The organism is Rhodococcus sp. ENV425, from assembly GCF_002887785.1.
Taxonomy (GTDB): domain Bacteria; phylum Actinomycetota; class Actinomycetes; order Mycobacteriales; family Mycobacteriaceae; genus Rhodococcus; species Rhodococcus aetherivorans.
The window spans coordinates 49,798-71,435 of the sequence record NZ_PCZU01000144.1 but is presented as its reverse complement, the minus strand read 5'-3'; the positions used below and the strand labels follow the sequence as shown (position 1 = coordinate 71,435).

The 21,638-nt window shown below is 71.6% G+C and carries 17 protein-coding genes and 1 other RNA gene; 6 read left to right on the top strand and 12 right to left on the bottom strand.

All coding sequences use genetic code 11. The features are described 5' to 3' along the window. Nucleotides 1-1,460 (bottom strand): amino acid permease (locus CQZ88_RS11415; RefSeq protein WP_102799758.1); only part of this gene is annotated, 1,460 nt, incomplete at its 3' end. Nucleotides 1,461-1,677: 217 nt separating this feature from the next. On the opposite strand from CQZ88_RS11415, the gene CQZ88_RS11410 reads away from it, so the two are divergent. Further along, nucleotides 1,678-2,187 carry an Lrp/AsnC family transcriptional regulator gene (locus tag CQZ88_RS11410; RefSeq protein WP_006947744.1) on the top strand — a complete coding sequence of 170 codons (510 nt, stop codon included), beginning with the start codon at nucleotides 1,678-1,680 and terminating at the stop codon, nucleotides 2,185-2,187. A 97-nt stretch (nucleotides 2,188-2,284) separates the two neighbouring features. On the opposite strand, the gene CQZ88_RS11405 is transcribed toward CQZ88_RS11410, so the two are convergent. Both CQZ88_RS11405 and CQZ88_RS11400 read right to left on the bottom strand, forming a co-directional pair. After that, nucleotides 2,285-3,376, bottom strand: coding sequence for a Glu/Leu/Phe/Val dehydrogenase (locus CQZ88_RS11405; RefSeq protein WP_006947741.1), 1,092 nt, complete (start codon nucleotides 3,374-3,376; stop codon nucleotides 2,285-2,287). Between the two features lie 55 nt (nucleotides 3,377-3,431). Then, a complete protein-coding gene (locus CQZ88_RS11400; protein ID WP_006947740.1) occupies nucleotides 3,432-6,893 on the bottom strand; it encodes an indolepyruvate ferredoxin oxidoreductase family protein in 3,462 nt (1,153 codons plus the stop codon). Nucleotides 6,894-7,583: 690 nt separating this feature from the next. Between CQZ88_RS11400 and CQZ88_RS11395 the strand changes: the two genes are divergently transcribed. Continuing rightward, complete coding sequence (locus CQZ88_RS11395; RefSeq protein ID WP_006947731.1) at nucleotides 7,584-7,904, top strand: PASTA domain-containing protein; 321 nt, start codon at nucleotides 7,584-7,586, stop codon at nucleotides 7,902-7,904. A 208-nt stretch (nucleotides 7,905-8,112) separates the two neighbouring features. On the opposite strand, the gene thiM is transcribed toward CQZ88_RS11395, so the two are convergent. The 4 genes from thiM to CQZ88_RS11375 form a co-directional block, all read right to left on the bottom strand. Further along, on the bottom strand, nucleotides 8,113-8,961 hold the full coding sequence (gene thiM / locus CQZ88_RS11390; protein ID WP_006947730.1) for a hydroxyethylthiazole kinase: 849 nt from the start codon (nucleotides 8,959-8,961) through the stop codon (nucleotides 8,113-8,115). A gap of 38 nt (nucleotides 8,962-8,999) precedes the next feature. Continuing rightward, nucleotides 9,000-12,011: a bifunctional [glutamine synthetase] adenylyltransferase/[glutamine synthetase]-adenylyl-L-tyrosine phosphorylase gene (locus CQZ88_RS11385; RefSeq protein ID WP_044476617.1), complete on the bottom strand. Its 3,012-nt coding sequence runs from the start codon at nucleotides 12,009-12,011 to the stop codon at nucleotides 9,000-9,002. 120 nt (nucleotides 12,012-12,131) lie between these two features. Further along, a complete protein-coding gene (locus CQZ88_RS11380) occupies nucleotides 12,132-13,469 on the bottom strand; it encodes a glutamine synthetase family protein (protein WP_029544266.1) in 1,338 nt (445 codons plus the stop codon). Between the two features lie 84 nt (nucleotides 13,470-13,553). Beyond that, on the bottom strand, nucleotides 13,554-15,098 hold the full coding sequence (locus CQZ88_RS11375) for an alpha/beta hydrolase (RefSeq protein WP_006947727.1): 1,545 nt from the start codon (nucleotides 15,096-15,098) through the stop codon (nucleotides 13,554-13,556). A 191-nt stretch (nucleotides 15,099-15,289) separates the two neighbouring features. Here CQZ88_RS11375 and panB point away from each other — a divergent pair, with 191 nt between their 5' ends. The 3 genes from panB to pip all read left to right on the top strand — a co-directional run bounded on the left by panB (nucleotide 15,290) and on the right by pip (nucleotide 17,631). Beyond that, entirely contained in the window at nucleotides 15,290-16,138 is an 849-nt protein-coding gene (panB, locus tag CQZ88_RS11370; protein ID WP_006947723.1) for a 3-methyl-2-oxobutanoate hydroxymethyltransferase, read from the top strand. 93 nt (nucleotides 16,139-16,231) lie between these two features. Further along, nucleotides 16,232-16,672, top strand: a complete 441-nt coding sequence (locus tag CQZ88_RS11365; RefSeq protein WP_006947721.1) for a hypothetical protein — start codon at nucleotides 16,232-16,234, stop codon at nucleotides 16,670-16,672. Then, complete coding sequence (gene pip / locus CQZ88_RS11360) at nucleotides 16,672-17,631, top strand: prolyl aminopeptidase (protein ID WP_006947714.1); 960 nt, start codon at nucleotides 16,672-16,674, stop codon at nucleotides 17,629-17,631. The genes CQZ88_RS11365 and pip overlap by 1 nt, the downstream gene beginning before the upstream one ends. Before the next feature lie 3 nt (nucleotides 17,632-17,634). Here pip and CQZ88_RS11355 read toward each other — a convergent pair whose 3' ends face one another. The 4 genes from CQZ88_RS11355 to rnpB form a co-directional block, all read right to left on the bottom strand. Then, nucleotides 17,635-18,231, bottom strand: a complete 597-nt coding sequence (locus CQZ88_RS11355) for a CHAP domain-containing protein (RefSeq protein ID WP_006947713.1) — start codon at nucleotides 18,229-18,231, stop codon at nucleotides 17,635-17,637. Between the two features lie 27 nt (nucleotides 18,232-18,258). Continuing rightward, nucleotides 18,259-19,668 carry an RNB domain-containing ribonuclease gene (locus CQZ88_RS11350; protein WP_006947712.1) on the bottom strand — a complete coding sequence of 470 codons (1,410 nt, stop codon included), beginning with the start codon at nucleotides 19,666-19,668 and terminating at the stop codon, nucleotides 18,259-18,261. A gap of 16 nt (nucleotides 19,669-19,684) precedes the next feature. Further along, complete coding sequence (locus tag CQZ88_RS11345; RefSeq protein WP_006947711.1) at nucleotides 19,685-19,864, bottom strand: hypothetical protein; 180 nt, start codon at nucleotides 19,862-19,864, stop codon at nucleotides 19,685-19,687. Nucleotides 19,865-20,075: 211 nt separating this feature from the next. Continuing rightward, an RNA gene (gene rnpB / locus CQZ88_RS11340) (RNase P RNA component class A) lies at nucleotides 20,076-20,489 on the bottom strand. Nucleotides 20,490-20,545: 56 nt separating this feature from the next. On the opposite strand from rnpB, the gene CQZ88_RS11335 reads away from it, so the two are divergent. Next, nucleotides 20,546-21,070, top strand: a complete 525-nt coding sequence (locus CQZ88_RS11335; protein WP_044476616.1) for a DUF1697 domain-containing protein — start codon at nucleotides 20,546-20,548, stop codon at nucleotides 21,068-21,070. Nucleotides 21,071-21,146: 76 nt separating this feature from the next. Here CQZ88_RS11335 and CQZ88_RS30875 read toward each other — a convergent pair. Continuing rightward, the coding region (locus tag CQZ88_RS30875) for a histidine phosphatase family protein (protein WP_258008556.1) at nucleotides 21,147-21,638 on the bottom strand (492 nt) is incomplete at its 5' end.

The window sequence follows — 21,638 nt, the reverse complement described above, 5'->3', positions numbered from 1 at the left end:
GACTTGCGCCGACCGTAGACGAAGTAGATCACCACGCCCAGGGCCATCCAGGCCACGAACCGCATCCACGTCTCGACGGACAGGTTGAGCATCAGCCAGCCGCACGCGAGGACCGCGAGGATCGGCACCAGCGGCACGAGCGGCACCCGGAACCCGCGCGGCAGGTCGGGGCGGGTCCGGCGGAGCACCATCACGCCGATGCACACCAGCACGAAGGCGAACAGCGTGCCGATGTTGACCATCTCCTCGAGCACACCCATCGGGAACACCGCGGCGAGGACGGCGACGATGCCGCCGACCAGCAGGGTGATGCGTACCGGGGTGCCCTTACGGCCCGTCGTGGCCAGCTGCCGCGGCATCAGCCCGTCCCGGGACATCGCGAACAGCACGCGGGTCTGGCCGAGCATCATCACCATCACGACCGTGGTGAGGCCGGCGAGGCCGCCGACGTTGATCGCCATCTGCGCCCACGTGATGCCGTGCGCCTCGAACGCGGTGGCCAGCGTGGCGCTGCCGTCGCCGACGAGCGCGCTGCCCGTCCGCAGGTCGGTGTACTTCACCATGCCGGTCAGCACCAGCGTGACGCCCACGTAGAGGACCGTGACGATGGCGAGCGAGGCGAAGATGCCGCGCGGCAGCGCCTTCTGCGGGTTCTTCGTCTCCTCCGCGGTGGTGGCGACCACGTCGAATCCGATGAATGCGAAGAACACCAGGCTCGCGGCGGCGAGCAGGCCGTACCATCCGTAGCTGCTGCCGTCGGCTCCGGTGAGCGCCGAGAACAGCGACTGGTGCACGCCGCTCGCGGTGCTCTGCGCCCCCTCGGCCGGCGGGATGTAGGGCGAGTAGTTGCTCTTGTCGATGTAGAAGACGCCGACCACGATGACCAGCAGGACGACCGCAACCTTGATGGCGGTGACGACGGCCGACACCCGCGAGGACACCTTGGTGCCGACGACGAGCACGACCGTGATCGCGCCGACGATGAGCAGCGCCCCCCAGTCGACCGCAAGCGGCCCGAGATGCATCGTGGTGTGCCCGCTGCCGCCGAGCATGCCACCGAGGTACAGCGACCAGCCCTTGGCGACGACGGCGGAGGCGAGCGCGAACTCGAGGATCAGGTCCCAGCCGATGATCCAGGCGACGAACTCACCGAAGGTGGCGTACGAGAAGGTGTAGGCGCTGCCGGCGACGGGGACGGTCGACGCGAATTCGGCGTAACACAGGGCAGCGAGACCACACGTGATCGCGGCGAGCACGAATGCCAGCGAGATCGACGGGCCGGCGACGTTGCCCGCGGTGCGTGCGGTGAGGGTGAAGATGCCGGCGCCGATCACCACGGCGACGCCGAACACGGTCAGGTCTTTGGCGGTCAGCTCTCTTCGCAGCCGCGAACAGGGTTCGTCGGTGTCCGCGATCGACTGTTCGACGGATTTGGTGCGCCAGATGCCGACTCCGGGCATGGTGTGCTCCTCGGGATGGGATTGTGGGCCCGCCGGACCTCGTGGGCGACCGGGGGCGTGACACTCGCAGGCGACGCATTGTGGTGCCGCAGAGCGGGATTGCGTGAGCAATTCAGTGCAGCAATCATGGCACTGTCACAATTCGTGTCAACATCTTCCGCACCAGCTATTCACAATGCTCAAATGTGATGCGCATCACAACAGAAAGGGTGTCACCGTGCTCAGTTTCGATCGGCTCGACGCGGCTCTTCTCGCCGAGCTCACCCACAACCCGCGGGCCGGCATCGTCGATCTGGCAGCGAAGCTCGGCGTCGCGCGCAACACCGTCCAGTCGCGGATCCGGAAGCTCGAGGAGTCCGGCGCCGTGACGGGATACCGGCCGGTGGTGGATCTGCCGAAGCTCGGCCTGCCGCTGCAGGCGTTCATCGGCGCAGAACTGGTGCAGGCCCGGATGGGTCACGTCATCGCGGAGCTCGAGCGGTTCCCCGAGGTGCTCGAGGTGCACGCGACGACGGGCCGGGAGGACCTGCTGATCCGGATGGCGGCGCAGTCGCAGGAGGATCTGCTCCTGCAGCTCGAACGAATCCATGCGATCGAGGGCGTCGCGCACACCACGACCACGCTGGCGCTGACGACGCCGGTGCCGTACCGGACGCAGCCCCTGCTCGAACACCTCACCCGCGACTCCGGGCACGGGCGCTCCGCGCCGGTGAGCGACCGGCACTGAGAGACCGGCGTTGAGGGACCGGCGTCGAGGGACATCGGTCTCCGGGTACGCGAGAAGGGGGAGGCACCGCGGTGCCTCCCCCTCGCCGTACCGCCCGTCAGGCGGCGTCGATACGCCGCTCGGCGACCCGGTTCGCGGCCGCGCCGGGCCCGATGTCCAGGGTCCGCGACATCTCGAAGATCTCGGCCGTGCGGTCGAAGATCGCGTCCACCCGGGACCGGACGACGGTCGGGTCGGATCCGTCGACCTCCCCCGCGACCTGGATCAGGCCGCCGGCGTTGGCGACGTAGTCCGGCACCCACGTGATGCCGCGGTCGCGCAGGATGTCCTCGACCTCCGGGCGGGCCAGCTGGTTGTTCGCCGCACCGCACACCAGACGCGCACCGAGGACTCCGGCGGTCGACGGGGTCAGCGTTCCCCCCAGGGCACACGGTGCGTACACATCCAGCGGCGCCGCGACGACGCCGTCGGTGACCCGTGCCGCCGGGAACTCGGCGGCCACCCGGGCGAGAGCCACCGGGTTCACATCCGAGACCACCACGTCGGCGCCGTCCGCGGTGAGCAGCCCCACCAGTTCGTAGCCCACCTTCCCGAGCCCCTCGACACCCACGGTGCGGCCGGCGAGAGTCGTTGTTCCCCAGACATGCTCGGCTCCGGCGCGCATCGCCTGGAACACGCCGAGCGCGGTGAGCGGCGAGCTGTCCCCGGATCCGCCGGCCGCGGGAGTGCGTCCCACCGCGTGCGAGGTCTGGCGGCCGATCACGTCCAGGTCGCCGGCGTGGGTACCGACGTCGGCGGCGGTGATGTAGCGGCCACCGAGGGACTCGACGAACCGTCCGTACGCGGCGAGCAGCGCCTCGCTCTTGTCCGTGGCGGGGTCACCGAGGATGACGGCCTTGCCGCCGCCGAGGTTCACGCCCGCGACCGCGGCCTTGTAGGTCATGCCCCACGACAGCCGCAGCACGTCCTCGAGCGCCCGGGCCTCGTCGGCGTACGGGTAGAAGCGGGTGCCGCCGAGCGCGGGCCCGAGCGCGGTGGAGTGGATCGCGACGATCGCGCGCAAGCCGGTCGCGGCGTCCTGACAGAAGACGACCTGCTCGTGTGGGCGGTCGGACAGGCACCGGGATCGGCCGAAGACACCGGCGGGGGCGTCGGAGGTGGCCGAACGGGCGAGGGTCGAGGTGGTCACGTGATGGGTTCCTTTCCGGAAGAATGTATTCGGGATGTCGAGAATCGGTGGCGGCTCAGAAGTCGATCTCGACGCCGAGCTCGGCGAGCCGCGCGCGGTACTGCTCGACGGAGCGCAGCTTGACGTCCTCGTAGCCGCGGACCGTGTCCGGCAAAGCCGCGACCTGCACCGCGCGGTCGTAGGTATCGGCATCGAGGTCGGCGGCGAGGCGATCGACCGTGGCGGTGTAGTGCGCGAGCAGGGCGCGCTCGACCTTCCGGACGTGCGCGTAACCGAACGGATCGAGGCGGGTGCCGCGCAGGCGCCTGCCCTTGGCCAGGATCCGCAGCGCCGCGTGCGACTTCGGTCCGAACCCGATCTTCTTGGTGCGGCCGAGCGCCCGCAGGACCGGCGGGTGCAGCCGGTAGGTCAGCTGCTCACCGCCGGGCACCTGAGCGCGTACCTCGTCGAGGAATGTGGGGTCGACGAGCAGTCGCGCGACCTCGTACTCGTCCTTGTAGGCGGTGAACTTGAACAGCCCGCGCGCGACGGCCTCGCTGAGGTCGGTGCGGTCGGTGACACGGCGTTCGGCCGCCCACACGGACTGCACCCGGTCGATGTAGCGGGCGGCGAGGCGTTCGCCCTGGAAGTCGATGAGCGCGGCGGCACGCACCCGCACGAGCCGCAGCACCTCGCCGTCGAGGGTGGTGTCCGCGAACAGGGCGTCCGGGGCGACGGTGACCTTCGGCTGCGGGCGGGCCGGTTCGGTTGCGGCCGCGAACGCGCCGGGGTCGGCGATCGCCACGCGGCCCCACCGGAACGCCGCGATGTTCGCCGCCACCGCGACACCGTTGATCTCGATCGCCTCCTCGACGGACTCGGCGGGGATCTGCAGGCCGCCGAGTTGATGGGCGGCGCCGACGATCAGGAAGTTCGCGGCGGCGGTGTCGCCGAACAGTGCCTGTGCGGCGGCGAGAGCGTCGAACGAGGCCGACCGGCGGGTCGCCGCGTCCAGCCGGGACAGCAGCTCCTGTTCGTCGGGGTGGCGGATCGACCTGTCGTACACCATGTCCCCGGTGGGGGTGCGGCTCGTCGAGGCCACCGCAACGGTCGTGGCAGGATCGGCGTAGGCGAGGTTCTTCGCATCCGCCGCGGTGAGCAGGTCCAGCGCCAGCAGGCACGACGCCCCGCCGGTGGTCACCCGGTTGCCGGGTTCGAGACCGTCGGCGGCGAACCGTAGGTGCGAGACCACCGGGCCGGCCTTCTGGCTCATACCGATCTGGTCCAGGGATTCGACGTCGAAGCCGGCGCGCAGCGCGGCGGTCGCGAGCACCTGGTTGACGGTGACGATGCCGGTGCCACCGATGCCGGCGAGGAAGATGTTGCGGGTGCCCACCGCGGAGCCGGGATCGGGGTCGGGCACGGCCGGGGGCACCGGGACGGTGCGGCGCTGCGGCGTGCGTCCGGGCGCGACCTCGACCGTCACGAACGACGGGCACTCCCCGTCGAGGCAGGAGTAGTCGGTGTTGCACGACGTCTGGTCGATGCGGGTCTTGGACCCGAACTCGGTGTCGACCGGCTGCACCGACAGGCAGTTGCTCTTGACGCCGCAGTCGCCGCAGCCCTCGCACACCGCCTCGTTGATCACCACGCGCGTGGTGCGGGCGGGCAGGGTGCCGCGCTTGCGCTGCCGCCGCGCATCGGCCGCGCAGTGCTGGTCGTAGATGAGCACGGTGACGCCCGGGACCTCGCGCAGCAGCCGCTGCGCCTCGTCGAGCCGGTCGCGGTGCCAGACCGTCACGCCGCGGGCGAGGGAGCGCTTGCGGTGCCGCTTCGGTTCGTCGGAGCAGACGATGATCCGCCGCACCCCCTCGGTGGTGAGCTTGTGGGTGAGCGCGGGAATCGTCAACGCGCCCTCGGCGTTTTGCGCCCCGGTCATCGCGACGACGTCGTTGTAGAGCAGCTTGAAGGTGATGTTCACCCCGGCCGCGACGCACGCCTGCACGGCGAGCTGGCCGGAATGGAAATACGTTCCGTCGCCGAGGTTCTGGAACATGTGCGGGATGTCGGTGAACGGTGCCTGACCGATCCACTGCGCGCCCTCGCCGCCCATCTGGGTCAGCCCGGTGACGGCGCTGTCGGCGCGGCCGGACATCGTGACGAGCGCGTGGCAGCCGATGCCGCCGCCGCCGATCGAGCCCTCCGGCAGGGCGGTGGAGCGGTTGTGCGGGCAGCCGCTGCAGAAGTACGGGGTGCGCTTGGCCGACAGCACCTCCAGGGGCAGCGACGGGAGCGGCGCGGGTCCGAGGTCCACGTGGCCGCGCAGTACCCGGCGCAGCGGCCCGCGGATCCGGCCGGCGGTCAGTTCGCCGTCGACGGGCATCAGCGGGCGGCCGTCGGCGTCCTTCTTGCCGACGATGCGCGGCGGGGCGTCGGTGCCGTAGAGGATCTCGCGGATCTGGGTTTCGACGAACGCGGTCTTGTCCTCGACGACGACGAGTTGGTCGAGGCCGGAAGCGAATTCGCGGACCAGGTCGGGGCCGATCGGGTACGGCATGCCGATGCGCAGCAGCCGGATCCCGGCGCGATGCAGGTCGGCGTCGGTCACCCCGAGGTCGAGCAGCGCCTGCCGCAGCGCGTCGAACGTGGTGCCGGTGGCGGCCAGCCCGATCCGGGCGTGCGGGGGGTCGACCTCCACGACGTCCAGCCCGTTGGCCTTCCCGTAGGCGTGGACCATCGCCCAGCGCGGCCCGTACAGGTCGGCCTCGGCGATCACGCTGTCGCTCGGCGCAGCCATCGGACGCTGACGGTAGACGAACGGCTTTCCCTCCCAATCGATCTCGGGAACCGTGATGCGCAGGTCCGCGACCGAGCCGTCGACGGACCACGCGCCGTCGGCGACGTCCGCGACGATCTTGAGCGCGACGAGGCAGCCCGAGGCGCGCGACAGCGCGACCCCGTGCAGGCCCATCGAGACGATCTCGGCGGCGTTGCGGGGGAAGAGCACCGGGATGCCGAGGGCCGCGAGGGACCGTTCGCTCACCGCGGGCACGGTCGACGACTTCGATGCCGGGTCGTCGCCGACCATCAGCAGCACGCCGCCGTTCGGGTCGACGCCGTACATGTTGGCGTGCCGCAGCGCGTCGGTGGCCCGGTCCAGACCGGGGCCCTTGCCGTACCAGACACCGACGACAGCATCGTGGGTGGGCGTGCCCGCCCCGAGCCGGCCCTGACTCCCCCACACGGACGTCGCGGCGAGTTCCTCGTTGAAGCCGGGCACGAAGGTGATGTCGTGCTCGGCGAGAACCTTCGGCATGCCGTGCAGCAGTTTGTCGAGGCCGCCGAGGGGGCTGCCGGGGTACCCGGAGACGAACGTGGCCACGCGACGTCCGTCGCGGATGTCGCGCACGTGCTGCTCGACGAGCTGCCGGGCGATCGCCTGGACGCCGGTGAGCAGCACCGTGCCCGAGCCGGAGCGGTACCGGTCGTCCAGGTCGTAGGGAAGACGCTCGATTTCGCGGACCGCGGTCTCGGTCATCGCACACCACCGTTCCTTTGCTGCGACATGTGTTGTGCAGCGTCGCTCAAGTCACATCAACTGGTGCAGCAATGATCGACATAGCTGATTGATTTCGTCAACACACAAGTTTTCAGCGAATCATAATGTTCAAATGTGATCCGCGACACACTCGACAAATGGTCACCGTGATCAGCGGGCGGGTGTCGCACCACTGGCGACGCGGACCCGGCCGGCTCGATGCGCCGTAGCGGACCGGCCCGTCCGCCCTCGCTCCGGGGTCCGACACCGGCTTCGTGCGCGGTTCCGTTCGATGGGCAGATCGGGGCCGTGGACACCGATGCCGTGGACACCGATGCCGGGGGCACCGATGCCGAGGGCACGGCCACCGAAGCCGTTCCGCCGAGGCTGCCAGTTCTGCCGGATTTGTCAGGAGCCGGGAGTACCCTGAAGTGGCGCCGGCCGGTTCCGGGCCGGAGCGCCTGGGGAACTGCCGATGAAAGCTTGCGTACCCCGCCATGCCGGGGCACTGTCGTCCACGGCCGGACCGTCGTCCGTGCCGCGGGGCCGCGCGCCGCCGCCCGGTCCCGTCCTCCCGACCGCGCCGATAGACCACATCTGACGGACCCCGCTCACCGGCATGCCCGGGCGGAACGGGTGTCCCCCACCGGATTCACTCCATCGCGACATCGTTCCCGAAAGGACGTTGTCATGCGCACCACCCTCCCGGCCGCCCTGTGCGCGGCCGCCGCCACCCTCCTTCTCGGATCCGGCATCGCCGCAGCGCAACCCGCGCCCGATGTCGTCGGCCTCAGCGAACAACAGGCGATCGCCCTCCTGGACGCGGAAGGCATCCCGTACCGGATCACCAACCGCGCCGGCAATCTGTCCGGCGAGTGCCGCGTCACCGAACAACGGGATCGCGGCTATCGCACCGAAGTCGACTACGTGTACGACCACGACGACGACGAGTTCGATCGTGTCGAACGGCAGGTGTGGTTGGGCGTCGGCCTCGTCGTAGTCTGCCGCTGACCTCTCGCTTCGCGCACCACCGTGCGCCCCTCGCGACCCGGGGGGATGCACGGCGGTGCCGCATGCCCAACCGATCCGGCGGAATCGCCTCGCCGAACGCGTTCTCCCGCACCCTCACCGGGCACGCATCGAGCGCCTTGCCCGAATTATCCAGTCCCGCAGGGGAATCACCCCCTGGTGGCACCCGACGTCCGGGGGCGATCGGCCCTCACGCCTGCGCCGGGATGTCCAACGGCTCGACGCGGGCACGGAGCCGGAGGACGTCCGCGTTCACCGAGTACAGGGCGTCGAGGAACGCGACGGCGAAGGAGCCCGGGCCCGTGGCGTTCCCGTCGGCGATCTCCGCGGCCACCGCGACGTGGGCGTGCGCGGCGGCGAGTCCGATCAGCGCCGTGGGGGCGACGGCGAGGTATGCCGCAGCGAGGGCACCGAGCGCGCAGCCGGTGGAGGTCACGCGCGGGAGCAGGGCACTGCCGCCACCGATGCGCAGGCCGGTCGTCGCACCGGCGGCGTCGCGGCCGACGAGGTGGTCCACGGGACCGGAGGCGGACACCGCGTCGGCGTGGGCCAGCAGCGCCAGCGCGGCCGGCACCGCGGCGGCGGGGTCGTCGGAGCTGTCGACGCCGCGGGTGTCGCCACCCAGACCGGCCAGCGCGATGACCTCGGAGGCGTTGCCGCGGATCGCCGTCGGACGGAACGGGAGCAGATCCGCGGCCAGGCCGGTGCGCCACGGGAGGCCCCCCACGCCGACGGGATCGAGCACCCACGGGGTGCCCGCGTCGCGGGCGGCCTCGGCGGCCAGGGTGAACGCCGCCGCCGTCCCGTCGTCGGGGGTGCCGAGGTTGATCAGCACGCCCCCGGCGATGCGGGCGAATCCGGCGGCCTCGTGGACGTTGTCGATGTGGGCGTTGCTCGCGCCGGCGGCGAGCAGGACGTTGGTCAGGAAGTTGGCGGAGACGACGTTGGTGAGCGACTGCACCAGCGGCACCCGGGCGCGGAGAGCGTCGAGGGCGGCGGCGAGATCGTCGACGGTCGGGGGAATCGGGGCAGTGGTCACGATGAAGTCCTGAGCTGGTTCCACGGGAGGTCGGGGCCTCACGTCCCGAACACCCGCTCCACGACCCCCCGGGCACGTCGAGTGACCCGCAGATAGTGGTCGAGGAACTCGGAGGCGTCACCACCCGACCAGCCGGCGACCTGGGCGACCGCCGACAGCAGCTTGCCCGGGCCCGGCAGCTGGTCGGTTCGCTTGCCGCGCACCAGCACGAGCGCGTTGCGGGCGCGGGTGGCGGTGAGCCACGCGTCGCGCAGCAGTGCGACGTCCGCGCTGCTGAGCAGTTCTGCGGCGCCGATCGCATCGAGCGTCTCGAGCGTCGAGGTGTTGTGCAGCGACTCGATGTGGTGCGCGTGCTGCAGCTGCAGCAGCTGCACGGTCCACTCGATGTCGGCCAGGCCACCGCGGCCCAGCTTGGTGTGGGTGGCGGGGTCGGCACCGCGCGGCAACCGCTCCGAGTCGACCCGGGCCTTGATCCGCCGGATCTCGCGCACCGCGTCGTCCGACACGCCGCCGGCCGGGTACCGGGTGGCGTCGATCATGTGCAGGAACTGCAGTCCGAGCTCCGCGTCGCCGGCGACGGCGTCGGCCCGCAGCAGCGCCTGCACCTCCCAGGTCTGCGCCCACTGGGCGTAGTACGCCTGATAGGACGCGAGGGTGCGCACCATGGGTCCGCTGCGCCCCTCGGGGCGCAGGCCGGTGTCGACCTCGAGCGGCGGATCCGTGCTCGGCGCGCCGAGCAGGGTGCGCACCCGCTCGGCGACCTGGTTCGCCCACTTCATCGCGGCGGTTTCGTCCGCCCCGGGGTTCGGCTCGCAGACGAACAGCACGTCGGCGTCGGACCCGTAGCCCAGTTCGCCACCGCCCAGACGCCCCATCCCGATCACCGCGAGCCGCGCCGGCGCCGGCCCGTCCTCCTGCTCGGACGCCTTGATCACCGCGGCCAGGGCAGCCTCGAGCACCGCCGCCCACACCGCGGACAGTGCGCGGCACACCTGCGGTACGTCCAGCATCCCGAGGATGTCGGCGCTCGCGACGCGGGCGAGTTCGGCCCGGCGCAGCGACCGGGCCGCGTTGATCGCCTTGTCGGGGGCGTCGTAGCGGGCCGAGGAGGTGACGATGGCCTTGGCGACCTCGTCGGGCCGCGGTTCGAGGAGCCGGGGCCCGCCGGCGCCGTCGGCGTAGAGCCGGATGACGTCCGGGGCCCGCAACAACAGGTTGGACACGTAGGCGGAGGACCCGAGCACGGTCATGAGCCGGTCCGCGACGGACGGCTCGTCGCGCAGCGTCCGCAGGAACCACACCCGGTCGACGAGCGCCTCGGACAGGCGGCGGTACGCGAGCAGTCCGGCGTCGGGGTCGCTCGTCTCCCCCAGCGCCTCGAGCAGTTGCGGCAGCAGCAGCGCCTGGATGCGGGCCTTGCGGGAGGCACCGCCGGACAGTGCCGTCAGGTGGCCGAGCGCGTTCTCCGGTGCGCTGTAGCCGAGCGCGGCGAGCTGCCGGACCGCGGCGTCGGGCGACAGCCGCAGCGCCTCCTTGTCCACCCGGGCCACCGACTCGAGCAGAGGCCGGTAGAACAGCTTCGCGTGCAGCTTGCGCACCCGCGCCGAGTTGCGCTTGATCTCCGACTCGAGCACCCCGAGCGCGTCGTGCCGTCCGTCGGGGCGCATGTGCGCGGCGCGGGCGAGCCAGCGCATCGCCTCCCGGTCCTCCGGGGGCGGCAGCGTGTGGGTACGTTTGAGCCGCTGCAGCTGCAGGCGGTGCTCGAGCAGCCGCAGGAACTCGTAGGAGGCCCGCAGGTTCGCGGCGTCGTCGCGCCCGACATAGCCCCCGTCGGCGAGGGCGGACAGCGCCTGCACGGTGTTCGGTACGCGCAGCGCCTCGTCGGCGCGGCCGTGCACCAGCTGCAGCAACTGCACCGCGAACTCCACGTCGCGCAGGCTGCCCCGGCCCAGCTTGAGTTCCCGCTCGCGCAGCTCGGCGGGCACGAGTTCCTCGACGCGCCGGCGCATCGCCTGCACCTCGGGCACGAACGCCTCCCGCTCGGAGGCCGTCCACACCATGGGGCTGAGCGCCTCGACGTAGCGGCGACCGAGGTCGAGGTCGCCGGTCATGGGCCGGGCCTTGAGCAGTGCCTGGAACTCCCACGTCTTGGCCCAGCGCTGGTAGTACGCGACGTGCGAGTCCAGGGTGCGGACCAGTGCGCCGCGCTTGCCCTCGGGACGCAGCGCGGCATCGACCTCGAAGAACGCCGAGGTGCCGATCCGCATCATCTCCCCGGCGATGCGGCCGGCGCGGGCGTCGGCCGGCTCGGCGACGAACACGACGTCGACGTCGCTGACGTAGTTGAGCTCGCGGGCCCCGCACTTGCCCATCGCGATGACGGCCAGGTCGACGGGGCAGGGACCGTCCGGGACGACGCTGGCGACGGCCACCGCCAGGGCCGCCGTCAGGGCCGCGTCGGCGAGGTCCGCGAGCCGCTGCCCCACCTCGAGGTACGGCAGGACCGGTTCGTTCTCGACGACGGCCGCGAGATCGGCGGCCGCGAGCAGCGCCAGCTGGTCGCGATAGCCGGTGCGCAGCGCAGCCACGGCCGCCGGACCGGTGATCGTCGCCCGGTAGATCAGACGGTTGTCTCCCGTCCCGGCCTCGGGTTCGGCCTCGACGTAGCCGAGCATCCGATCGGTGAGGGTCCGCCGGTCGGGCAGCTGCAGCGTCCCGGCGAGGCCACGCCACCGATCCGGGTGGGCCACGATGTGGTCGCCCAGGGCGGACGACCCGCCGAACAGGCCGAACAACCGGCCGCGCAGCCCCTTGTCGGTGCGCAGCGCCGCGTCGAGTTCGGCCCAGCCGTCGCCGAGCGCGTCGTGCAGCCGGGCAAGGGTGCGCAGGGCGAGGTCCGCGTCGGGTGCGCGGGAGAGGGCCCACAGCAGTTCGGTGCTGTCGGTGTCGGTCCAGCCGAGCTGCCGGAGTTCGTCGGGTGCGGTCGGGGCGAGGAGGCCGAGCCGACCGGCGCTCGGTATCGCCGAACGCGCCGTCGGCGGTCTCACCATGCCGCCACCGTCGCTCCGGCGCGGGACACTACCGCCCGAGTGGGCACGGACCTCACCTCTTCGTCGTCGTCGACCGTCCGGTCCGCGGCGACGCCCTCGTGCGGCCGCGGCCGGCAGGGGTTACAAGCCCAGGTACTGATCCAGTTCGTACGGGGTGACCTGGCTGCGGTAGTTCTCCCACTCCGTCCACTTGTTGCGGAGGAAGAAGTTGAACACGTGCTCGCCGAGCGCCTCGGCCACCAGTTCCGACTTCTCCATCTCGCGCAGGGCGATGTCGAGGTCGGTCGGCAGCTCCCGGTACCCCATGGCGCGCCGCTCCGCGGAGGTCAGCGCCCACACGTCGTCCTCGGCCTCGGGGGCGAGCTCGTAGCCCTTCTCGATGCCGCGCAGGCCGGCGGCGAGGAGCACCGCGAACGTCAGGTACGGGTTGCAGGCCGAGTCGGGCGTGCGGATCTCCACCCGGCGCGAGGACGCCTTGCTCGGCGTGTACATCGGCACCCGCACCAGAGCGGAGCGGTTGGACGGGCCCCAGCAGGCCGCGGTGGGCGCCTCGCCGCCGTGCACGATGCGCTTGTAGGAGTTGACCCACTGGTTGGTCACGGCACTGATCTCGTTGGCGTGCTCGAGCACCCCGGCGATGAAGGCCTTGCCGGTGGCCGAGAGCTGCAGCGGATCGTCGGGATCGTGGAAGGCGTTGTTCTCGCCCTCGAACAGGCTCATGTGGGTGTGCATGGCCGAGCCCGCGTGCTCGCGGAACGGCTTGGGCATGAACGTCGCGCGCACGCCCTCCGACATCGCGATCTCCTTGACCACGTAGCGGAAGGTCATCACGTTGTCGGCCATGGACAGCGCGTCGGCGTAGCGCAGGTCGATCTCCTGCTGACCGGGCGCGGTCTCGTGGTGGCTGAACTCGACGGAGATGCCCATCGACTCGAGCGCGTCGATGGCGTGGCGGCGGAAGTTCGGGGCCGATCGGTGCACCGACTGGTCGAAGTAGCCGCCGTCGTCGGCCGGCACGGGCGGCGCGCCCGGTTCACCGTTCTCGACGAGGAAGAACTCGATCTCGGGGTGCACATAGCAGCTGAAGCCGAGGTCGGATGCCTTGTTGAGCTGGCGGCGCAGCACGTGCCGCGGATCGGCCCAGCTGGGGGTGCCGTCGGGCATCGTGATGTCGCAGAACATGCGGGCCGAGTACTGCTGACCCTTGCTGTCGGCCCACGGCAGCACCTGGAAGGTCGAGGCGTCCGGCCGGGCGACCATGTCGGCCTCGGAGATGCGGGAGAATCCCTCGATGGCCGAGCCGTCGAACCCGATGCCCTCCTCGAAGGCTCCTTCGAGTTCGGCCGGGGCGATCGCCACGGACTTGAGCGTTCCGACCACGTCGGTGAACCACAAGCGCACGAACCGAATGTCGCGCTCTTCGAGGGTGCGGAGCACGAACTCCTTCTGGCGATCCATACGGCCGAGACTAGGCACAGTGCGTTAAATCCGTGTTACATCCGCGGGTTGTGGCCCCGGCGTGTCGCTCACATCGTTGCGCCGTCAGCACCGCGGGTCCGCCGCCGGCGCCTGCCCGGTCACGAAATACCTGATCACCGGGTCGTCGACGCAGGCCTCGCCGTCGAGCACGACGGTGTGCTGGGTACCCGTGAAGGTGACGAGTGCGCCGCCGAGTTGCCGCGCGAGGTCCACCCCCGCCTGGTACGGCGTTGCGGGATCCTCGGTGGTGGAGACGACGAGGACGGTCGGCAGGCCCGGCACGTCCGGGGTGTGCGGCTCACCTGTGTGCGGCACCGGCCAGAAGGCGCACAGATCCCGCGGCGCGGCGCCGCTCGCGCGGCCGTCGTCGAGGAACGGCGCGGCCTGCCGGTACAGCCGGTCGGCCTCGGCCGCGACGGCCGCGTCCGTCACCGGCGGGTCGTCCACGCACCGGATCGCGTTGAAGGCGTCGGTGGAGTTGGTGTAGGTGCCGTCGTCGCCGCGTCCCTCGTACAGGTCGGCGAGCAGCAGCAACGTGTCGCCCCGGCCCTCGGTCAGCGCCGCGAGCCCCGCCCGCAGCGAGCCCCACAGCCGCGGCGAGTACAGACCCTGCTGCACCCCCGTGATCGCGTCCCGGTGGCTCAGGCCGCGCGGATCCGTGGTCTCCGCGGGCGCCGCGATCAGCGGGTCCACCAGGGCCCGGAACCGGCCCACCGCCGCGGCCGGGTCGGTGCCGAGCGCACAGTCGTCGTGGCGGGCGCAGTCCGCCGCAAACGCGTCGAACGCCGTCTGGAATCCGGCCGCCTGCAGCAGGACCTCCTCGAGGGGGTCCTGCTCGGGGTCGAGCGCACCGTCGAGCACCATCGTCCGCACCCGGTCGGGGAAGGTCTCCGCATAGAGCGTGCCGATCCGGGTGCCGTACGAGAACCCGAGGTAGTTCAGTTTCTCGTCGCCGAGGACGGAGCGGAGCACGTCGATGTCGCGCACGACCTCGCGGGTGCCCACGTGGGCGAGCAGGCCGGTCCCGGCGCGCTGCGCGCAGGCACCGGCATAGTCGCGGTGCCGCTGTTCCGTCCGCGCGATGCCCTCGGGGCTCATGTCGCCGTCGTCGGACGCGCGGTCGGCGTCCGCCTCGGCGTCGGTGCGGCAGCGCACTGCGGGCTCGGAGGCCCCGACGCCGCGGGGATCGAATCCGATCATGTCGAACCGGTCGGTCAACTCGGTGCCGTCGGCAACGGTGGCGAGCCCGATCCCGGCCGCACCCGGCCCGCCGGGATTGACGAGCAGCGAGCCGATCCGCTGCCCGGACGCGGGCGAGCGGGAGATCGCCACCGTGATCGTCTCCCCGTTCGGGTCGTCGTAGTCCAGCGGCACCGTGATCCGCGCGCACTGCACGCCGCGGGGCAGTTGCTCGGCGTCGGGGCCGTAGTCCCGGCAGGACCCCCACTGCACCGGCTGCGCGTAGAACTGCTCGAGGCCGGCCGGGGCGCCGATCGGCGACATCCGCGGCGGCGCGGTCTCGGTCGTGGTGCTGCAGCCGGCGGCGAGCAGCACCGCGGCGGTCAGCGCGACGGCGCGCGCCGGGACGCGGAGAGAAGGGGACGACACCCAGCGATGGTGCCACGGGCAGCATCCGCGCCGACGCGGCCGGTTCGGGTCCGGCCCGCCGCCGCATCCGGCGGATGTGACCAATCGCACCGCCGGCGCCGCTACTGCCCGAATGGAGCCGGTGGCAGACTGAGACCGTCATCACCCAACCCGGGGACCCGCACGGGCCTCGAGGCAGAAAGGGACCTCTGATGTCCGAATCCACCGCTGCCCTCTACGGCGGCTCCGCCCCGTCCGCCGCCCCTCGGCGCAAGACGCGGGTCCATCACCTGCAGGCCATGAAGGCCGAGGGCCGTCGCTGGGCCGAACTGACGGCGTACGACTACTCGAGCGCCCGCATCTTCGAGGAGGCCGGCATCCCGGTGCTGCTCGTGGGCGACTCCGCCGCCAACGTCGTCTACGGCTACGACACCACCGTGCCGGTCACGGTCGACGAAATGCTCCCGCTGGTGCGCGGCGTGGTGCGCGGCGCGCCGCACGCCCTGGTGATCGCCGACCTGCCGTTCGGCACCTACGAGGCGTCGCCCGAGCAGGCTCTCGCCACCGCCATCCGCTTCATGAAGGAGGGCGGCGCCCACGCCGTCAAGCTCGAGGGCGGCGAGCGGGTCGCCGCGCAGATCGCCGCGATCGCCGCCGCCGGCATCCCCGTCCAGGCCCACGTCGGGTTCACCCCGCAGTCGGTCAACAGCCTCGGCGGATTCCGCGTGCAGGGCCGCGGCGACGGCGCCGAACAGCTCATCGCCGACGCCATCGCCGTGCAGGAGGCCGGCGCCTTCTCCGTGGTCATGGAGATGGTGCCCGCCGACATCGCCGGCCAGGTCACCCGCAAGCTGACCATCCCCACGGTCGGGATCGGTGCCGGCAACGAGTGTGACGCCCAGGTCCTCGTGTGGCAGGACATGGCCGGCTACACCAGCGGCAAGACCGCGAAGTTCGTCAAGAAGTTCGGCAGCGTGGGCGACGAGCTGCGCCGCGCCGCGGCCGAATATGCTGCAGAGGTGGCGGCCGGGACGTTCCCCGGTCCCGAGCATTCCTTCTGATCCGGCAGGACGAGGGGAACCTGCGGCCGGTCCGGCCGGAGGTTCCGCTCACCCGTAGGCCCGGGCCTTACCGACCCGCGAGGTGCACCCCACATGATTCGTCCCCGTCGCACACTGCTCGCCGTTGCCGTCGCCGGTGCGACGATCGCCGCCCTGGGCGGGTGCGCGTCCGGCGGTCAGCCCGCCCCCACCGGCTCGACCACCGCGTCGACGCAGCCGACGACCGGCACCGGCGCGGCGGCCGAGCCGAGCGCGCTGCCCGGTGGGGTCACCGAGGCCCAGGCCGCCGAGCTGTGCTCGCAGATGGAGGCCCAGCTGCAGAGCTGGCGGACCTACACCCCGTCCATGAGCAAGCCCGGCTTGAACCTGCTGGTCGGCGAGTGGGCGGCCCGCAACGGGATCGACATGCTGGCGCTCGCCCAGGACCGTGACCGTGTCGACACGATCGCCTCGGCCCAGTGTCCGGAGGTGCGCAGCCAGGCGCTCGAGGCCCTGCAGATCCCGACCCTCGCCTCCGCGCTGGTCGGCTTCTGATGCCGTTGCGGCGGCCGTACCCGCCGATCGAGCCGTACGAGCAGGGCCTGCTCGACGTCGGCGACGGCCAGCGCATCTACTGGGAGGTCAGCGGGAATCCCGCCGGCAAGCCGGTGGTGTTCCTGCACGGCGGTCCGGGCGGCGGCACCATGCCCGCCCACCGGCAGTTCTTCGATCCGGAGGCGTACCGGATCGTGCTGTTCGATCAGCGCGGCTGCGGTCGGTCGGTGCCGCACGTCGCCGAGGGCGCGGATCTGTCCGCCAACACCACCGAGTATCTGCTCACCGACATCGAGACCCTGCGGCGACGTCTGGGGATCGGCCGCTGGCAGGTGTTCGGCGGCTCGTGGGGGTCGACGCTGGCCCTGGCCTATGCGCAGCGCCACCCGCACCGGGTCACCGAGCTGGTGCTGCGCGGCATCTTCCTGCTGCGCAGCAGCGAGATCGACTGGTATTACAACGGTGGCGCCGGACAACTGTTCCCCGAGCTGTGGGAGCGTTTCCTGGAGCCGCTGGCCGGGGCGCCGGACGGTGAGCATCCCGTCGACACGTACCACCGGCTGCTGCATTCGCCCGACCCCGACGTCGCGCTGCGGGCCGCCGTGGCGTGGTCGACGTGGGAGGGGGCGACCAGCGCCCTGCTGCCCACCCCGGAACGGATCGTGGAGACGTCGGAACCGCGTTTCGCTCTGGCGTTCGCGCGCATCGAGAACCACTACTTCCGCAACCGTGGCTTCCTCGAGGAGGGGCAGCTGCTGCGCGACGCCGGACGGCTGCGCACCATCCCCGGCGTGATCGTGCAGGGTCGCTACGACGTGGTCTGCCCCGCGACGAGCGCGTGGGAACTGCACAAGGCGTGGTCCGGCTCGGAACTCGTCGTCGTCGACGACGCCGGGCACGCCGCGAACGAGCCCGGCATCACCCATCACCTGCTCGAGGCGACCGACCGCTTCCGCTGATCCTCACCCGAGGCGGCCGAACCCGACGACCGCCGAGTCGGACGTGACGTCGACGGTGTGGACGCGGATGCGGCCGAGTTCGTTGCCGCCGACCGTCGTCGCGGTGTCGCCGTCGACCGCGACGACGATGTTGGTGTGCTGGCCGACCCACAGCTCGTTCTCGTACAGCACCACGTCGCCCACCGCCGGCCGGTACCCGTCGCCGGCCGGTTCGAATCGTCCGACCGACTCGTAGTACTCCTGCAGGGTGTACACGCCGGGGATCCGCCAGTGCCCGGAATGCGGATTGGCCAGCGGCCGATCCGCTTCCCGCATGATCCAGCTGACGAAGTTCGCGCACCAGGGCTCCTCGGCGCCCTCGGAGTAGAACGTCCCGGGCCGCTGCGTCCGGTGTTCGTCCTCGAGCAACTCCACGATCCGCGCCTGCGGGAGCGTCAACGCCGACGTGTCCACGTCCGGGAAGTCGGCGGTGTCCCAGGGCAGATACCGGCTCGGTGCCACGCGGAACACCAGCACCGCCAGGACCACGAGCACCGTCGTGAGGACGGCGAGGCCGACGAGCAGGCCCCGCGGCCGGCGCGGCGGTCGGGACGCGTTCACGGCCGCCGCTCCCGCCCGGCAGCGACGTCACGCCGGGTACGCAAACCGCACCTTCCGGGCCCGCGGGTCGGCGTGCGTCAGCCGGATCCGGATCCGGCTGCCCTCCTTCGGCTCGCCGGCGCACGGGGCGATCACGGTGGCGTCGGGCACGAACACCTCGGCGTCCCGGCGGCCGTTCGCCGCACGCAGGACCGTCGCCTCGAACGACTCCCCCACGTGCGGGGCGAGGACCGTCGCCTCGGTGAGTTCGATGCACGCGCGGGTCACCTTCCCGGCGAGCGCGTCGGAGCCGGACATCGTCTCGGGAAGCTCCGGGAGCACGGCGCGCACCGGGTCCGGCACGTCGGTGCCCGCGCAGAGCGCCAGGCACACCTCCGTCACGAACCGGTCGGCCAGCCGCCGCAGCGGCGCGGTGACGTGTGCGTACGGCGCACCGATCGCCCCGTGTCCCGGCTGCTCCGGAATCGCACCGTCGAACGCCACGTACGACGCGCCGCGCAGCAGCGCCGGGGCCTCGCTCATCAGCACCAGGGTGCCGGGCAGGTTCACGTCGAGGCCGGCCAGGAAGGTACCCACCGGCACCTGGTCCGGCCACGGCACTCCCAGGGCGGAGGCGGTGCGCCGCAGTTGCGCCACGGCCTCGGGAGCGGCCGGTGGCAGGGTCCGCAGCAGCCCGATCCGCGCGTCGAGCATCAGTCGCGCCGCACACATCCCGGTCAGCAGCGACACGTGGGAGTTCCAGTCGTCGACCTCGGTGCGCGGCTGGGTGGTCAGCCGCCAGCCGTTCCCGTCGGCGACCACGTCCTGCTCGGGCAGGCGCAGTTCGATCGCGCCGCGTGCGCGGGCCGCGGCCTCGCGGAGCCGGCCGAACTCGGATAGTGCCGCGATCGACGGGTGCACGACCCCGGCGTCGACGCCGGCCTGCACTCCGGCGTAGTCGAACCGGGCGACGGACCGGACCAGTGCGCGCCGCACGCTCACGTCCACGGGCTCGGCGGCGTCGTCGAGAACGATGCGCCACAGCGCCGCCGGACGCACGCGGCCGGGGAGGAGGCTGGCCGAATCCTCGGACAACGGCCGGGGGTGCAGCGGGACCGACCCGTCGGGCAGATAGTAGGTCTGTCCGCGGCGCCGGCTCTCGCGGTCGAGCGCGCCGTCGGGTGCGACGACGGCCGCGACGTCGGCGATCGCGTAGTGCAGGACGAAGCCGTCGACGGTGCGCTCGAGGTGCAGCGCCTGGTCGAGATCCATCGAGCCCGGCGGATCGATGGTCACCAGGGGCAGATCCGTGCGGTCCACCCGCGCGGCGGACCAGCGGTCGACCGCGGCCTCGGCCTCGGCGACGGCGGGCAGGGGATAACTGTCGTCGAGCGCGAACTCGGCGCGGACGGCACCGAAGTCGATCGCGGGCGCGACGACGATGCGGGTGTTCGTCACCGTGCTGGGGAACCGCTCAGCGGTTCCACTCCTCGTCGGCCTCGTCCGCGGCCTTGTTGCGCTCGGCCGCGATCTCGAGTGCCCGTTCGGCGGTGGCGCGGTCCGGATACGGCCCCATGCGGTTCAGCGCACTGGGGTCCTTTCCCTGGCTGACCTTTCCGGTGTGGACGTCGTAGTACCAGCCCTCGTCGCTCATGACTCCCAGTCTGCCCCAACCGACGCCGAGTTTCGGGGTAACCCGCACGCGCGGCGCGGCTGGTACCGTCGGCCCCTGGTCCCCGCTCGACGACTCGAAAGGCACCGCATGTCGTACCTGCTCTACGACTTCCTGCTCCCCTACCTGGGGCACGAGGCCGCCTCCTACTGGGCGCACCTGCTGGTCGTCGCCCCGATCTGAGCCGGGTGGGCGGACGAGCCGGCCTGTAAGCCGGATCCTGTACCCCGCCGAGGCGGGGTGGCGACCATCCATCTGGGCACACCGTCGCCGGGTACCTCGAGCGGTTCACCCGCAGGCTCGGGCGAGCAGCCCTCGGACACCTGCGCAGCCGCACCGAACGAGTCGGTGCGGCCTTCAACCTTGCTCCGGGCGGGGTTTACCGAGCCGCCCCGGTCACCCGGGGCGCTGGTGCGCTCTTACCGCACCGTTTCACCCTTACCCACCCCGAGGGGTGGGCGGTCTGTTCTCTGTGGCACTGTCCCGCGAGTCACCTCGGGTTGCCGTTAGCAACCGCCCTGCTCTGTGGAGTCCGGACTTTCCTCGATCCAGGGCCTGGCACCGCCACGGTGCCGGTTCCCTGAGCCGCGGTCGCCCGGCCAACTCGTCCGCGTCGATCAGGGTACTGCCTCACCTGTCTCGAATGCGAACTACGGTACCGCCATGGCGAGATATGTGGCCCTGCTGCGGGGAATCAACGTCGGTGGCATCACCATCGCGATGGCGGATCTGAAGGACGTGTTCGCCGGGCTCGGTTTCGGCAACGTCCGCACCGTGCTCGCTTCGGGCAACGTGGTGTTCGATGCCGACACCGCCGACACCGCCGAAGCGAAGGCCCGGATCGAGGCGGCCCTGCGTGATCGATTCGGGTACGAGGCGTTCGTGTTCGTCCACGATCAGGCGGCCGTCGCGGCGATCGTCGACGCCTACCCGTTCGAGGAGCGTGACGGCCGGCACGCGTACGCGGTGTTCGTCGCCGATCCCGCGGTTCTGGACGAACTGGCGGCGACGGCGGAGGGTCTCGACCCGGCGGTCGAACGCGTCGCCCGGGGCAACGGCGTCCTCTACTGGGACGTCGAGCGCGGGCAGACGGTCAAGAGCGCCTTCGGCCGGAACACCGGCAAACCGCGCTACAAGGCGGTGACCACGACGCGGAACCTGCGCACGCTCCGAAAACTCCAGGTGTGAGCGGCCGGGACGCTGCCGGCGGTGTGTCCTTCGGGCGGTGGGCGCAGCCCGAAAGACACACCGGCGCCGACGGCGCCTACAGGTGCGACGTGTCGTTGACCAGCCGCACGGCCGCGCCGCCGTCGGGATAGAACTCGGCGATGCTCAGCGACGCGAGGTCCAGGTGCAGGCGGTACAGCAGCGACGGCCCCGCGTCGAGCGCCATCTGCAGCAGCGTCTTGATCGGCGTGACGTGGGAGACGACGAGCACGTTCGCCCCGCCGTACTCCGCGACCAGATCGTCGCGGACGGTGGCGAGACGGCCGCGGACCTCGTCGAAGCTCTCCCCACCCGGCGGGCGCACCGACGTGTCCCCCAGCCAGCGCCGGTGCAGATCGGGATCGCGCTGCGCCGCCTCGAGGAAGGTCAGCCCCTCCCACTTGCCGAAGTCGGTCTCGATGAGGCCCTCGTGCACCGTCACGGGCAGACCGAGCGCCGACGCCGCGGCATCGGCGGTCTCCCGGGCCCGCCCGAGCGGCGACGACACCACCGCGGCGACGTTGCCGCGCTCGCCGATGCGACGCGCGGC